At 72.2% G+C, this 14,294-nt stretch carries 9 protein-coding genes; 3 read left to right on the top strand and 6 right to left on the bottom strand.

Going from position 1 to position 14,294, the window contains the following annotated elements:
- Window positions 1–45 precede the first annotated feature (45 nt).
- From V7E46_RS09185 to V7E46_RS09165, 5 genes are read right to left on the bottom strand one after another with little or no spacing between them, the layout of a single operon-like run.
- A complete protein-coding gene (locus V7E46_RS09185; protein WP_333767956.1) occupies window positions 46–1,443 on the bottom strand; it encodes an alkaline phosphatase family protein in 1,398 nt (465 codons plus the stop codon).
- The gene (eboE, locus tag V7E46_RS09180; RefSeq protein ID WP_333767955.1) at window positions 1,440–2,618 is read right to left on the bottom strand and encodes a metabolite traffic protein EboE; all 1,179 of its coding nucleotides are present in this window, start codon (window positions 2,616–2,618) and stop codon (window positions 1,440–1,442) included. The genes V7E46_RS09185 and eboE overlap by 4 nt, the downstream gene beginning before the upstream one ends.
- Before the next feature lie 15 nt (window positions 2,619–2,633).
- On the bottom strand, window positions 2,634–3,488 hold the full coding sequence (locus V7E46_RS09175) for a TatD family hydrolase (RefSeq protein ID WP_329172019.1): 855 nt from the start codon (window positions 3,486–3,488) through the stop codon (window positions 2,634–2,636).
- A gap of 28 nt (window positions 3,489–3,516) precedes the next feature.
- The gene (locus V7E46_RS09170; RefSeq protein ID WP_333767954.1) at window positions 3,517–5,052 is read right to left on the bottom strand and encodes an EboA domain-containing protein; all 1,536 of its coding nucleotides are present in this window, start codon (window positions 5,050–5,052) and stop codon (window positions 3,517–3,519) included.
- Complete coding sequence (locus V7E46_RS09165; RefSeq protein WP_333767953.1) at window positions 5,049–5,885, bottom strand: SCO3242 family prenyltransferase; 837 nt, start codon at window positions 5,883–5,885, stop codon at window positions 5,049–5,051. The genes V7E46_RS09170 and V7E46_RS09165 overlap by 4 nt, the downstream gene beginning before the upstream one ends.
- A gap of 1,328 nt (window positions 5,886–7,213) precedes the next feature.
- Between V7E46_RS09165 and V7E46_RS09160 the strand changes: the two genes are divergently transcribed.
- The 3 genes from V7E46_RS09160 (at window position 7,214) to V7E46_RS09150 (ending at window position 13,096) form a co-directional block, all read left to right on the top strand.
- On the top strand, window positions 7,214–8,485 hold the full coding sequence (locus tag V7E46_RS09160) for an ROK family transcriptional regulator (RefSeq protein WP_333767952.1): 1,272 nt from the start codon (window positions 7,214–7,216) through the stop codon (window positions 8,483–8,485).
- Window positions 8,486–8,843: 358 nt separating this feature from the next.
- On the top strand, window positions 8,844–10,073 hold the full coding sequence (locus V7E46_RS09155; RefSeq protein ID WP_333767951.1) for a ThuA domain-containing protein: 1,230 nt from the start codon (window positions 8,844–8,846) through the stop codon (window positions 10,071–10,073).
- A gap of 95 nt (window positions 10,074–10,168) precedes the next feature.
- Window positions 10,169–13,096: a PQQ-dependent sugar dehydrogenase gene (locus tag V7E46_RS09150; RefSeq protein WP_333767950.1), complete on the top strand. Its 2,928-nt coding sequence runs from the start codon at window positions 10,169–10,171 to the stop codon at window positions 13,094–13,096.
- A 94-nt stretch (window positions 13,097–13,190) separates the two neighbouring features.
- Here the strand turns inward: V7E46_RS09150 and V7E46_RS09145 are convergent, their stop codons facing one another.
- Window positions 13,191–14,252 (bottom strand): substrate-binding domain-containing protein, encoded by a 1,062-nt coding sequence (locus V7E46_RS09145; RefSeq protein WP_333767949.1) that lies wholly within the window; start codon window positions 14,250–14,252, stop codon window positions 13,191–13,193.
- Window positions 14,253–14,294: the final 42 nt, after the last annotated feature.

Genomic DNA, 14,294 nt, shown 5'->3' with positions numbered 1-14,294 from the left:
GATGGCGGCCCTGGCGAAGGTCAGCCGCGCGGCCGGGTCACTGCCTCAGCCCTGCAGTTCGAGCCCCGCGAGCCGCAGCAGCAGGTCCTTGACCTCCGTCACATGGAAGCGGTCCCTGCCGTATGCCGGGTCCGAGCAGATCAGCACCGGGCCGTCCTGCGGGTCGTCCGGCAGCCGGCCGTGGCTGCCGCGTACGCACGACGGGTCGAGGCCGACCACCTGGAGCGAGGTGCGGATGCCCAGTTTGAGCTTGGCCACCGACATCGCCGCCCGCACCTTGACCGTCGGATCGGTCGGGTCGAGGAACAGCTCCGCCGGGTCGTAGCCGGCCTTGCGGAAGATCTCCACCCCGGTCGCGAAGTCCGGCGCGAGATCGTCGTCGAGCCAGTAGTAGTACGTGAACCAGGCGTCCGGCTCGGCGATCGCGACCAGCTCGCCCGAGCGCTCGTGGCCGATCCGCAGTTCCGACTGCTCGCTGCGGTCCAGCACCCGGTCCACGCCGGGCAGCGCCTTGACCACGTCCCGCACCCGGGGGATGTCGCCCGGGTCGCGGACGTAGACGTGCGCCACCTGGTGGTCGGCGACCGCGAAGGCCGGCGAGGTCCACGGGTCCAGATTCTCCATGTCCTGCTGGACGTAGACGTTCAGCAGCCCCTCGCGGCGCAGCGCCCGGTTGATGTCGACCGGGCGGCGGGCCGCGGTGATGCCGTACTCGCTCAGCGCCACCACCGTCGTGCCCTCGGCCCGCAGCCTGCGCAGCAGCGGGGCCAGTTCGTCGTCCACCGCGCGGGCCGCGGCCGGCGCCTCGGGCCCGTCGGGGCCGTGCCGCTGCAACTCGTAGTCCAGGTGCGGGATGTAGACCAGCAGGGTGTCGGGGCGGCGGGTGTCCAGGATGTGCCCGGCGGCGCGGACGATCCACCGGGTGGAGGCGATGCCCGCCCCGGGACCCCAGTAGTTGAACAGCGGGAACTGGCCCAGGGCCGCGGTCAGCTCGTCGTGGACGGACTGCGGATGGGCGTAGCAGTCCTGGCCCTTGCGGCCGTCGTAGTGGTAGACCGGGCGCGGGGTCACCGTGACGTCGACGTCCATGCCCATGGCGTACCACCAGCAGATGTTGCCGACCCGGTAGTCGGGGTCGCTGCGGCGGCCCGCGGCCCACAGCTTGTCGCCCCGCACCAGGCTGTTGGACTGCCGCCAGTGGAAGATCTCCCCGGCGTCGCGGAAGAACCAGCCGTTGGCGACGATGCCGTGCTCGTCGGGCATCGAGCCGGTGAGGATGCTGGACTGCACCGGGCAGGTCAACGCCGGGAAGACGGTGCCCATTTCGGCCGTGAAGCCCTCGGCGGCGACCTTCCGCAGCGCCGGCATGTGGGCCAGCAGCCGCGGGGTGAGGCCGACCACGTCGAGGACGACGGTTCTGCTGCGCTGTGCCGACGGCGTCATGCCGTCACCTCCTTGAGGCCGAGATCGGTCAATGTCCCCGCCGCCCAGGCCACTTCCGCGGCGATCCCGGCGACCAGCGCGTCCGCGCCCTCCGGCCGCCGGTCCGCGGGCAGCACCGACCAGGTGTACGTCTCGACCTCGACGTGGTCGGCCAGCGCCGCGGGTCCACCGAAGAGCAGCCCGAGGGTCTGTTCGAGTACGGCCGAGGTGCCGGCCAGCGGCGGCTCCGGCGGCGCGTGCAGGGGGACGTGGAAATGCACCCGCCAGGGCGCCGCGCCGGGCAGCGCGCCGGGACCCGACAGCGCCTCGCCCAGGTCGTCGGCCGCGTGGGCGGCGCCGCCCGTGCCCGCCTCCCGGGTCTGGTGCAGGAAGCGCGGTTCCACGAAGGCCGCCAGTGCCTCGCGCACCGCGGGGTCGGACGGGTCGTCGGCCTGCAGGGCGCAGGACGCCTGCACCTTGACCACCGCGAGCCCGGCCGCCGCGAGCCGGTCCAGCACCTGCGCGGGGTCCTCGTAGGACACCGCCAGATGACACACATCGAGGCACAGTCCCAACAAGTCGCCGCCCAGGCCGGTCAGTTCCCGTTCGATCTGCTCCGCCGTCTCGACCGCGCAGCCGGGTTCGGGCTCGAAGGCGACCCTGACCGGCCGGCCGTCGCGGTCCGCCTGCGCGGCGAGGCCCGCCTCCAGGGCCCGTATCCGCTGCCCCGCCGCCGCCCGCCGGTCCGCGTCCCAGGGGTCGCGCCAGGCCAGCGGCAGGGTCGAGATGCTGCCGTGCGGGGCGTCGTCGGGAAGCAGGCCCGACAGCACCTGCGCCAGGTCGAGGGTGTAGTCGAGCCGCGCCTGCGACGTCCAGTCCGGGCTGTAGACCGCGTGCTTGACGACCGGCGCGTGGAAGCCGCGGTAGGGGAAGCCGTTGAGGGTGACCACTTCGAGGCCGCGGGAGTCGAGTTCGGCCCGCAGCCGGGCCACCGCCGTACGGTCGGCCGCCAGTTCGCGCGCCACATCATGGGCGAGCCACAGGCCGAGGCCGAGCCGGTCGGCGCCGAGCCGTTCGCGTACCGGCAGGGCGTAGTGGTCGAGTTGGCCGACGATACCGGCCAGGTCCTCGGCCGGGTGGACATTGGTGCAGTAGCCGAGATGGACGGTCGTGCCGTCTGCGTGCCGCAGACGCATGGGGACCTCCTGGGGTCAGCGGGAGCCGCGCTGGACGGAATTGCCCTCGAAGAGCGACGCCGGGTCGAGGGCCGGCTCGTCCACGTCCAGCCGCCCGCTGATGCCGTAGAAGGCCACCGGGTTCTGCCACAGCACCCGGTCGACGTCCTCGGCGGTGAAGCCCGCGGCGAGCATCGCCTCACCGGTGGCGAGGGTCCGCAGCGGATCGCTGTGGCCCCAGTCGGCGGCCGAGTTCACCAGGACGCGTTCCGTGCCGTACTCCTTCAGGATCGCGACCATCCGGTCGGGCTCCATCTTGGTGTCGGGGTAGATGGAGAAGCCCGCCCAGCAGCCGGACTCGAGCACCTGGCGGACGGTCAGCTCGTTGAGGTGGTCGACCACGACGTGCTCGACCGGGATGCCGGACTCCCTGATCACATCGATCGACCTGGCCGTGCCCGTCGCCTTGTCGCGGTGCGGGGTGTGCACCAGGGCGGGCAGCCGGTGCTCGACGGCCAGCGCGAGCTGCGTGGTGAAGGCCTTCTCCTCCGCCGAGGTCATCGAGTCGAAGCCGGTCTCGCCGACCGCGACCACCCCGTCCTTGGCCAGATAGCGCGGCAGCAGGTCGAGCACCTCCGCGCAGCGCGGGTCGTTGGCCTCCTTCGGGTTGAGCCCGATGGCGCAGTGGTGCTTGATGCCGAACTGCGCGGCTCGGTAGGGCTCCCAGCCGAGCAGCCCGTCGAAGTAGTCGACGAAGCTCGCGGCGGACGTCCGCGGCTGGCCCAGCCAGAACGCGGGCTCCACCAGGGCGCGTACGCCCGCCGAGTACATCGCCCGGTAGTCGTCCGTGGTGCGCGAGGTCATGTGGATGTGCGGGTCGAAGATGCGCATGCGGTGCTCCTGGGTGGGATGGCGGGGGTCAGCGCAGAGCGGCGAGCACCCGGCGGGCGGCCTCGGCCCTGCGCGGTACCGGCGAGGCCGCCTCCGCGTGGATGGGCGAGGCGTCGAGCAGCGCGGGGAAGCGCCGCACCAGCGGAAGGACGTCGGCGGGCACATCGCGGCCGGCCGCGACCCGCTCATGGGCGAAGTCCAGCAGCATCCTGGCGAGTTCGGCGTCGGTACGCTCGTCGAGCCCGGCCACCGCGCTCAGCGGGATGCCCAGGAAGACGCATTTGAGCACCCCCTGCCGCCAGGTCCCGATGTCGAGCACGGCCGCGGCCGGGCCCAGTGCCGCGCCGACCAGTGCGACGTCGTTGGTGCGGAGCGCGTCCTCGATCAGCGGCAGCGCGCCGAGGCCCAGGTCCAGATACGGCAAGGCCCGCAGTACAGCCCGCCGTTCCGCCCGGTCCCCGCGCGCGTAGAGGTCGGCCGCCGCCTCCGCGCCCGCACCGGCCAGCAGGACGACGCGGGCCGCCTCGTCCACCGTCCAGCCGTCCCAGCCGGGCGCGGTCAGCGGACCCCGCCCGCAGGAGCGGCCAGCGGCGGGGAAGTCGGCGAGCAGCGTGGCCGGATCCGCGGCGGCCCGGGCCGCCGCAGCTGCCAGCCACTCCCGGCCCTGCGGCGTCAGATCCGCGTCCACGGCGTCGGCCGGTGAGAGCCGCGGCGTCCGCGCGTGCGCGCGCAGGAAGTCCAGCGAGCGGCGGGCGGTGTCCGGCGCGCTGTGGCTGTGCCGGGGGAGTTCGACCGCGACGAGCCCGCCGTAGCCGACCTCGGCGAGGGCGGCGAGCACCGGCGTGAAGTCGATCTCGCCCTCGCCGAACTCCAGATGCTCGTGCACGCCCCGCCGCATGTCGTCGATCTGCACGTTCACCAGATCGGGCCCGGCGATCCTGACGCAGTCGGCCACCGACTCCGACTCCAGGCAGCGGCAGTGGCCGATGTCCAGCGTCAGCCGGAAGGACGCGGGGGCGCCCAGCGCGTCCCGCAGCCGCCGGTAGCCGGCCAAGTCCTCGACCAGCATGCCGGGTTCCGGCTCGAAGCCCAGGACCACGCCCTCGCGGGCCGCGGTCTGCGCGAGCCGCCCGCAGCCCTCGGCCAGCAGTTCCCAGCCGCGCTCGGGCGACGTGCCGCCGGGCAGCACCCCGCTCCAGAAGGACACGGCCTCGGCGCCGAGCCCGGCGCCGATACGTACCGCCCGCTCCAGGAAGTCGATCCGGGTCTCGCGGCCGTCCGCGTCCTCGTGCAGCAGCGTGGGGGAGTGCTTGTGCCACGGGTCGAGCAGGTAGCGTGCCCCCGTCTCCACAACCACCGCCAGGCCCAGCGCGTCCAGCCGCCGCCGTACCGTACGCAGATGACCGGCCAGGTCGGGGTCGAACGGGTCGAGGTGGGCGTGGTCGAGGGTCAGGGCGACGCCCTCGTAGCCGAGGCCGGCGATCACGTCGAGGGCCTCGTCGAGGCGGTGGTTGGCGAAGCCGTTGGTGCCGTAGCCGAAGCGAAGTGGAGAGTGTGACGTCACGTCGGTGACACCTTCCGAGAGAGCCGGCGGGCCAGCGGCAGCGCCGCCAGAAGAGGAAGTGCGACCCGGGTCGCCCCCGCGCGGCCCGCCAGCGCCGCTTGCAGCGGGAGCACCCCGAGGATCCCGGCGCCGACGGCCCGTTGCAGCCGCCGGGGGTCGGGCTTGCGGATCGCCGCGAACTGGGCGCCGCCGAAGGTGCGCCCGTACACCGACAGCAGCGCGGCCGACGCGGCCCGGTGCCGTCCGCGCGCGCCCGGCGCCGCGGCCACTCCCGCCGCGAGCACGGCGGTCGCGGCGAGGGTCGCCTCGGGCAGCGCGTGCGACGAGCCCTCCGCCTCGCGGCGGCTCAGCGCCATCACGATCCCGGTGTGCGCGGCGATCGTCGCGGCGGCGGGCGCCGCCGCCCGCCTGCCCTGCGGTCCCGCCGCGAGCAGCACATCGAGGCCGCGTGCCGCGGCCATCGCCGGCGCGCCCAGCGGGGTGTCCTTGAGCGCCAGGTCGTACGCCCACACCACGGCGGCCAGTGGCAGCGCCGTGCCCAGCGCCCGTCGGCCGCCCGCCGCGGCGGCCACGCCGAGGCCCGCCGCGGTCAGCGCGGCGGCCGTCACCAGCGCGGCCCGCGGGCTCACCCGGCCCGAGGGGATCGGCCGCCCGGGCCGCTCGACGGCGTCGGCCTCGCGGTCGGCGTAGTCGTTGAGCGCCATGCCGCTCCAGTAGAGGAGTACGGAAGCGCCCGCGAGGCCCGCGGTGGCCCGCACCCCGAACGGCCACCCGGCCGCGCTCGCCCCGACCAGTACGTCACCCGGCACGGTGAGGGCGGCGGGGGCCCGCACCAGCTCGGCTAATACGCCGACTTCGGGTATTCGCGCCGGGCCGCCCTGGCCTGTCCGCGGCGCTTTTGTCGCTGGTCGCGCAATTCCCGGCACCCCTGGAAGGGCGCCATTTGCGGTGGCGTTCACAGTCGCGCTCCGTTCTGGCGTGTCGCGCAGTTCCCCGCGCCCCTGAGGGTTGCCCTCCTGCTGTCTCATTCACACCTGTGGCGCCGCCGGGGTTGATCACGCAATTCGCCTTGCGGTGAGCTGTCACCATTCGTTCGTATGCGGTTTCGCTTGCGCGGGCAGCCCCATTTGCGATGGTGGCCGCATGCCTTTACCCGACGGTCCGTCGTGGCCGGTCGCGCAGTTCCCCGCGCCTTTTTGGGTCTGCCACTTGCGGTGGCGCCTCGCGTGCGCGGCCCGGCGGGGGCTGGCCGCGCCGTTCCCCCTCCCCGGGCGGGTGCCACTTGCTGTTGCTTTCACACCTGCGGTCCGTCGTGGCCGGTCGCGCAGTTCCCCGCGCCCTTTTGGGGCGCCCTCTGCCGCGGAGGGCAACCCCCAGGGGCGCGGGGAACTGCGCGATCAGCCACGATGGCGCGACCGACGAAAACGCGCCGCACGAGGCAACCCCCGGCGGGGGCCGGACCCGCGTGGAGCGCCTGGCGTGAACCGTGTAAGGGGCACCGACCGTGCGGGGGTGAATGCCCGGTGGGTGCACCCACCGCAAGCCTGGCCCGGCGCGCACCGCGTCAGGCGTACAGGGGGAGTCGAACCGCCGGCCAGGCGCTCCGCGCGGTGGCCGAACGCATACGTCACCTCCAGGTGTCACCCCGTGGAGCCATGCCCGCGCGGCAGGAAAGGCCAGGCCGACGAGCGTCGGGGCGCGGCCCACTCGCCGGGCACCCCTCGCGTCAGCGATCTGTTCGTCAGTTCAGCGAATAAACTAATCACCCCTTTCCCGCACGGCAAGAGCCAGTCAAGAATCGGTTGAACGCACCACGCGAAGCGGCGACTTGGGCAACCCTGAAGCGGTGCCCCGGCGCCGCCGGGGGCCGGGGTCGAGTCCGTGAAAGTCGGCGCGTAAGGTACATCCCCGGCATCCGCAACGATCACCGCCGGTGCGCCGCGGCGGTCGGCCGCGCCTGCCGCCGTACGACCCATCGGTCCGCTTCGACGTTTCTGTGAGTGTCCTGAAGGTCGTTGACCTGCAGTGAAGCGTCTATTAGTTTGATGAATGAATAAATAGGTCAGAGAAGTTTGCCGGGCAGGACCCGTCGTGGTCCGCGTCGGCGGAGAAAGGTCGCAGCGTGATGAACGGCGGCGGGCAGCCGGCGAGCAAACAGAGCATGCGCCGGCACAACCTGGCGCTGGTGCTCCGTCAGGTCGCTGCCAGTGAAAGCGCCTCGCGGGCCACCGTCGCGGCCCGCGTGGGACTCACCAAGGCCACCGTCTCCTCGCTCGTCGAGGAACTGCGGCTGGCCGGCCTCGTCATCGAGCACGTGCCGGAGAACCAGGGCAGGGTCGGCCGCCCCGGCGGCGCGCTCGCGCTCAACCCGCAGGGGGCCGCGGGCGTCGGCGTCGAGGTCAACGTCGACTACACCGCGGTCTGCGTCGCCGACCTGACCGGCGCCCCCCGGGTCCGGCTCACCGAACGCGCGGACAACCGCGGCCGGGACGCCGAGGAGACGCTGCACTCGGCGGGCCGGCTCGCGGCCAGGGCCTGCGCCGCCGCCCGGCGGGCGGGGCTCAGCCCGGTCCAGGTGACCCTGGGCGTCCCGGGCCTGGTCCACGACGACAAGGTGCTGCACGCCCCCAACCTGGACTGGCGCCACATCCCCGCCGCCGAACTGCTGGTACGCGGCCTGGGCAGGCAGCGGCTCGCGGTGTCGGTGGACAACGAGGCCAACCTCGCCGCGATCGGCGAGTTCCAGGCCAGGCCGGCCGGCGCGGGGGCGAGCTTCCTGTACGTGTCGGGCGAGATCGGCATCGGCGCCGGGCTGATGGTGGACGGCACGCTCTTCCGCGGCGGCGGCTTCGCCGGGGAGATCGGCCACGTCACGGTGATCCCTGACGGCCCCGAGTGCGGCTGCGGCGCGCGCGGCTGCCTCGAACGCTACGCGGGCCAGGACGCGCTGCTGGAAGCCGCCGCGCTCGACACCGTGAGCGCGACCCGGCTGGGCTCCGCGCCCGTGGCGACCGCCACCGCGGCCCGCGCCGGCGGCGGCCCCGGTCGGCACGCCCTCCAGGACGCGCCGACCGAGGGCAGCGCCCCGGTGGAGCGGCTCGCCGCGCTCGCCGCCGAGGGCGACGGGGCCGCGGTCAGGGCGCTCGCGGTGGCCGGCCGGGCGCTGGGCGTCGCGCTGTCGGGGGCGGTGAATCTGCTCGACCCGCCCGAGGTGGTGATCGGCGGGATCTACGCCAGGCTGGCGCCCTGGCTGGTGCCCACTCTCCAGGTGCAGCTGCACGAGCGGGTCACCTCGGGCCGCTGGCGGTCCGACCGGCTCCAGGTGTCCGGGCTGGGCACCGAAGCGGCGGTACGCGGCGCCGCTGGGGCCGGGGTGCAGGCGATCCTGCGCGACCCGTCGGCGTACATCGACCTGACCGGCCCGGTGCTCTGAGCGATCGTCAATTCCCCCCTGAAGCGGCCCTGCTGAGGGCCGGGCCGGTGGTGAAGGCCGGGGCGGAAGCGCTTATTGGCTTGTGTGTGACAACCCTTGACGCTCCGCGCCCGGCCAATTAGTTTTTTGAACCAACGAACCAATTCATCACTCCGCCCGCGGTTTGCGCTGATCAGCGCGCCGCGATGGAGCCGAGGCATCCCTTGTCACCGCCAAGTCTCCAGGTGATGCCGTTATGCCGCAGGACGGACCCTTCGCCGCCCGGCGCGAGCAGACCTGCTTCGTCGCGCCCCGACGCGGTCCGTCCGTTCCACCCTGCGGCACATCCCCCCGCAGTGCGTCCGAACGAGGAGCCGCCATGCGCACGCCCCGCCCACGCACACGTCTCGCCCTGCTCGCGGCACTGAGCCTGTCCGCGGCAGCCGTACTGACCGCCGCGGCCCCCGCGGTGAACGCCGTCCCGGCCCCGCCGTCCGCCGGCCGGGCCGCGGCAGCCCCCTTCAAGATCCTGGTGTTCTCCAAGACCACCGGCTTCCGCCACGACTCCATCCCGGCGGGCATCGCCGCCATCCAGCAGCTCGGCGCGCAGAACAACTTCACCGTCGACGCCACCGAGGACGACTCGAAGTTCACCGACGCCAACCTGGCGCAGTACGCGGCCGTGGTCTTCCTGTCGGCGACCGGCGACCCGGTCACCACCCAGGCGGAGAAGGACGCCTTCCAGCGCTACATCGAGCACGGCGGCGGCTACGCCGGCGTCCACGCCGCCTCCGACAGCGGCTACACCTGGGCCTGGTACGGCGGCCTGGTGGGCGCGTACTTCAAGCAGCACCCCGCCATCCAGCCGGCCACCGTGACCGTTGAGGACCACACCCACCCGTCGACCCAGGGGCTGCCGAACACGTACACCCACACCGACGAGTGGTACGACTTCCAGACCAACCCCCGCTCACAGGTGCACGTGCTGGCCTCGGTCGACGACAACTCCTACACCGGCTCGACCATGGGCGCCGACCACCCCACCACCTGGTGCCACGCCTACGACGGCGGCCGGGCCTGGTACACCGGCATGGGCCACACCATCGAGAGCTACACCGAGCCGAACTTCCTGCACGTGCTGCTCGGCGGCATCCAGACCGCGGCCGGCGTCGTCCCCGCCAACTGCGCGGTCGACACGACCCCGCCGCCGGCCGACCCCGGGATCAGCCTCAAGGCGCACGCCAACGGCAAGTACGTGACCGCGCCGGGCGGCGGCGCCCAGCCGCTGACCGCCAGTAGCACCACGGTCGGCACCGCCGAGAGGTTCGACGAGATCGACCTCGGCGGCGGCAACATCGCGCTGCGCGCCCACGCCAACAACCAGTACGTGACGGCCGAGAACGGCGGCGCCGCCTCGCTGATCGCCAACCGGGCCGCGGCGGCCGGCTGGGAGACCTTCCAGCTGATCCACAACTCCGACGGCAGCGTCAGCCTCAAGGCCGGGGCCAACGGGAAGTACGTGACGGCCGAGAACGCCGGCGCCCAGCCGCTGATCGCCAACCGCGCCGCCATCGGTCCGTGGGAGGAGTTCGACCTCACCACGAGCTGAGCCCAGGCAACGCCCGCCGCACGGCCGCACACGCCATCCGCAGCCGTGATGGTCTGTCATGTCCATGATTACCCCCCCCATCGAGGAGACCCCACGTGCTGTCCGTACGACCACGACCACGACCGCGCCCCCGGGCACGGCTGCGCACCTGGCTGACGCTGCTGGTGGCGCTGCTGACGCTGCCCGCCCTCGTGGTGCTCACCACCGCACCGGCCAGCGCCGCGGGCCGGCAGACCGCCGGCGCCGCGAGCCCGGCCGTCGCCGGTGTCCCCGACAGCAGCTTCCAGAAGGTGCTGCTCAACAACTCGGGCGGAAACCCCCTGCAGTTGGACATCGCCAGCGACGGCCGGGTCTTCTTCATCGACATGCTCGGCGATGTGCGGATCATCAACACCACCGGCACCACCGTGACGGCGGGCCACCTCGACGTCTTCACGGCGAACGAGAGCGGGCTGCTCGCGATGGCCCTCGACCCGGCTTTCGCCACCAACCACTGGATCTATGTCTACTACTCGCCCGCGGCCACGAGCGTCGACCGGCTGAGCCGCTTCACCATCAACGGCTCCACGCTGGACATGACCAGCGAGAAGGTGGTCCTGGACGTCCCCGTCCAGCGCGCCGAGTGCTGCCACCACGGCGCCGGCATGGCCATGGACCACAAGAACGGCAACCTGTGGCTCTCCATCGGTGACAACACCAACCCGTTCGCCTCCGACGGCTACGCGCCGATCGACGAGCAGGCGGGCCGCGCCACCTGGGACGCCCAGCGCACCGCAGGCAACACCAACAGCCTGTCGGGCAAGGTGCTGCGCATCCACCCGGAGGCCAACGGCACCTACACTGTCCCGGCCGGCAACCTCTTCCCCGCGGGTACCGCCAAGACCAGGCCCGAGATCTACGCCATGGGCTACCGCAACCCCTTCCGGCTGGCCCTCGACCCGAAGACCGGCTTCCCCGTGGTCGGCAACTACGGCCCCGACGCCGGCGGCCCCAACGCCGGCCGCGGCCCGGAGAACACCGTGGAGTGGGACCTGCTGAGCAAGCCGGTCAACGCGGGCTGGCCGTACTGCATCGGCAACAACACCCCCTACATCGACTACAACTTCGCCACCCAGACCTCCGGCGCCCCCTTCGACTGCGCGGGCGGCCCGACCAACAACTCCCCGAACAACACCGGTCTGACCAAGCTGCCGCCGGCCACCCCGGCGACCGTCTGGTACCACTACAACACGGACGCGAACAACTTCCCGCTGCTCAGCGGCGGCGCCCCGATGGCAGGACCGGTCTACCGCTACGACGCCAACCTGGCCTCGGACCGCAAGTGGCCGGCCGCGATGGACGGCCAGGCGATCTTCTCCGAGTGGAACACCAGCAAGGTCTACACCTTCCACGTCAAGCCGGACAGCAGCGGCATCGACGACATGCAGACCTTCCTGCCGTCGGTGTCGTTCAAGAAGCCGATGGACATGAAGTTCGGCCCCGACGGCGCCCTCTACATGGTCGAGTGGGGCACCGGCTACGGCGGCAACAACGCCGACGCGGGCATCTACCGCATCGACTACCTCAACGGCGGAGCGCTGCCGGTCGCCGCGGCGAGCGCCAACCGCACCAGCGGCCCCGCGCCGCTCGCGGTGAACTTCTCCAGCAGCGGATCGAACGACCCGGCGGGCGGCAGCCTCAGCTACAAGTGGGCCTTCGGCGACGGCGCGACGTCCACCACCGCCAACCCCAGCCACACCTACACCGCGGTCGGCAACTACACCGCCGTGCTGACCGTCACCAACAGCGCGGGCAAGACCGCCACCGCGAGCCTGGCCGTCACCGCGGGCAACACCATGCCGACCCTCACCGTCAACGGGCCGCCCAACGGAGGGGTGTTCGACTGGGGTGACAAGGTCAACTTCGCGGTCACCGTCACCGACCCCGAGGACGGCACCGTCGACTGCGGCCAGGTCAAGATCCAGGCCATCCTGGGCCACGACACCCACGGCCACCCGCTCGACCAGTACACCGGGTGCAGCGCCACCGTCAGCACGACCCTGTCCAACGGCCACAGCGACGGCGACAACGTCTTCTACGTGATCGAGGCCACCTATACCGACAAGGGCGGCACCGGCGGGGCGGCCCCGCTCACCGGCCGGGCCCAGATCACCCTGCAGCCCAAGCACAAGCAGGCCGAGTTCTTCACCGACACCGGCCGGACCACGGACGGGCAGGGCACCGACACCCCGGGTGTCACCGTCGAGAGCGGCGCCGACAGCGCCGGCGGCGGCCAGGACATCGGCTTCATCGAGGACGGCGACTACTGGAGCCTCGCGCCGATCGCGCTGAACAACGTCACCGCGGTGCAGTTCCGCACGGCCTCGGCGAATTCCGGCGGCCGGATCGAGGTCCGCTGGAACGCCCCGAACGGGCCGCTGCTCGGCACCGCCACCGTACCGAGCACCGGGGCCTGGCAGACGTACACCGACGTCACCGCCAACCTCAGCAATGTGCCCACCGGCAGCGGCAAGGTCTACTTCGTCGCCCGCAACCCGTCCGGGCACACCGGGCCAGGCGCGCTGATGAACGCCAACTGGGAGATGTTCGTCGGCGCGGGCGTCGGCACGCCCGGCACCCCCGGCGGCGCCACGGGCATCAGCCTCAAGGCGCACGCCAACGGCAAGTACGTGACCGCGCCGGGCGGCGGCGCCCAGCCGCTGACCGCCAGTAGCACCACGGTCGGCACCGCCGAGAGGTTCGACGAGATCGACCTCGGCGGCGGCAACATCGCGCTGCGCGCCCACGCCAACAACCAGTACGTGACCGCCGAGAACGGCGGCGCCGCCTCGCTGATCGCCAACCGGGCGGCGCAGGGCCTGTGGGAGACGTTCGCGCTGATCCACAACTCCGACGGGAGCGTCAGCCTCAAGGCCGCGGCCAACGGCAGCTACGTGACGGCCGAGAACGCCGGCGCCCAGCCGCTGATCGCCAACCGGGCCGCCATCGGCCCCTGGGAGGAGTTCGACCTGAGCACCGCGTGAGTGCCGGCCCCCGGGCCGCACACATGGAACTGCCCCGGGCCGACGGCCCGGGGCAGTTCCATGAGGGGGTCCGCGGGAGGAGCGGACGGCGCGGTCAGGTGAAGGACGTCGGGAGGTACTGGTCGACGTTGTCCTTGGTGACCGTCGCCGAGAACAGCGTGATCGAGGTCGGCACCTCCTGCTCGACCAGGTCGCCCATGCCCCTGCTCTGGCCGATCAGCCGGGCCAGGGTGACCGCGGACGCCGACATGCTCGACGGATAGACCACGGTGGCCTTGAGCACCCCGCTGTCCGCCTTGATCTGCTGCATCGCGTGCTGCGACCCGGCGCCGCCGACCATGAAGAACTCGCTGCGCCCGGCCTGCTTGATGGCCGCCTCCACACCGATGCCCTGGTCGTCGTCGTGGTTCCAGACCGCGTCGAGCTTGGAGCGGGCCTGCAGCACATTGCTCATCACCTGCTGGCCGCTGTCCGCGGTGAAGGCTGCGGCCTGCCGGATGCTCACCGAGAAGCCCGCCTTGGCGAGCGCCTGTTTGAAGCCCAGGCTGCGCTGCTTGGTCAGGTCGAGGTTGTCGATGCCGGCGATCTCGCCGATCACCGGCTTGCTGACACCCTTCGCCTTGAGGGTCCTGATGATGTACTGGGCGGCGTTCACGCCCATGCCGTAGTTGTCGCCGCCGATCCAGGTGCGGTAGGCGAGCGAGTTGTCGAAGACCCGGTCGAGGTTGACCACCGGGATGCCCGCGTCCATCGCCTGGGTGCCGATCGCGGTCAGCGCCTTGCCGTCGAAGGGCAGGATCACCAGGACGTCGACCTTCTTGTCGATCAGGGTCTGGACCGCACTGATCTGGGCGTTGACGTCGTTGGTGCCCTCGGCCGCCTGGAAGCTGACGTCGCTGTACTGCCCCGCCTGCGCCTTGGCGTTCTTGGTGATCGCCGCGATCCAGCCGTGGTCGGCGGCGGGCGCGGAGAAGCCGACGGTGACGTGCTTGCCCGGAGTGCTGCCCGACGCGGCGGTCGTCGCCTTCACATTGGCCTTGTCCGAGTCGCCGTTGGAGTTGCTGGTGCACGCCGACAGCAGCAGACCGCTGCCCAGGGCGCCTGCGCCGAGCAGCATGTTTCTGCGCCCCATGGCCGTGGGTCCGGTCTCTTTCATACGCGTGTTCCCTTCAGAGGGGAGTGGAGGCGGGGAAAACGA

The sequence above is a fragment of the Streptomyces sp. IBSBF 2435 genome, from assembly GCF_036815005.1.
In the GTDB taxonomy this organism is placed as follows: Bacteria; Actinomycetota; Actinomycetes; order Streptomycetales; family Streptomycetaceae; genus Actinacidiphila.
This window is presented reverse-complemented; position numbering and strand designations above follow the sequence as displayed.

Excerpts from the sequence above, each read along its gene's own strand:
- V7E46_RS09145 (WP_333767949.1), bottom strand. The coding sequence starts at position 14,252 with ATGAAAGAGACCGGACCCACGGCCATGGGGCGCAGAAACATGCTGCTC.
- V7E46_RS09160 (WP_333767952.1), top strand. The coding sequence starts at position 7,214 with ATGCGCCGGCACAACCTGGCGCTGGTGCTCCGTCAGGTCGCTGCCAGT.
- V7E46_RS09175 (WP_329172019.1), bottom strand. The coding sequence starts at position 3,488 with ATGCGCATCTTCGACCCGCACATCCACATGACCTCGCGCACCACGGAC.
- V7E46_RS09185 (WP_333767956.1), bottom strand. The coding sequence starts at position 1,443 with ATGACGCCGTCGGCACAGCGCAGCAGAACCGTCGTCCTCGACGTGGTC.
- V7E46_RS09155 (WP_333767951.1), top strand. The coding sequence starts at position 8,844 with ATGCGCACGCCCCGCCCACGCACACGTCTCGCCCTGCTCGCGGCACTG.
- eboE (WP_333767955.1), bottom strand. The coding sequence starts at position 2,618 with ATGCGTCTGCGGCACGCAGACGGCACGACCGTCCATCTCGGCTACTGC.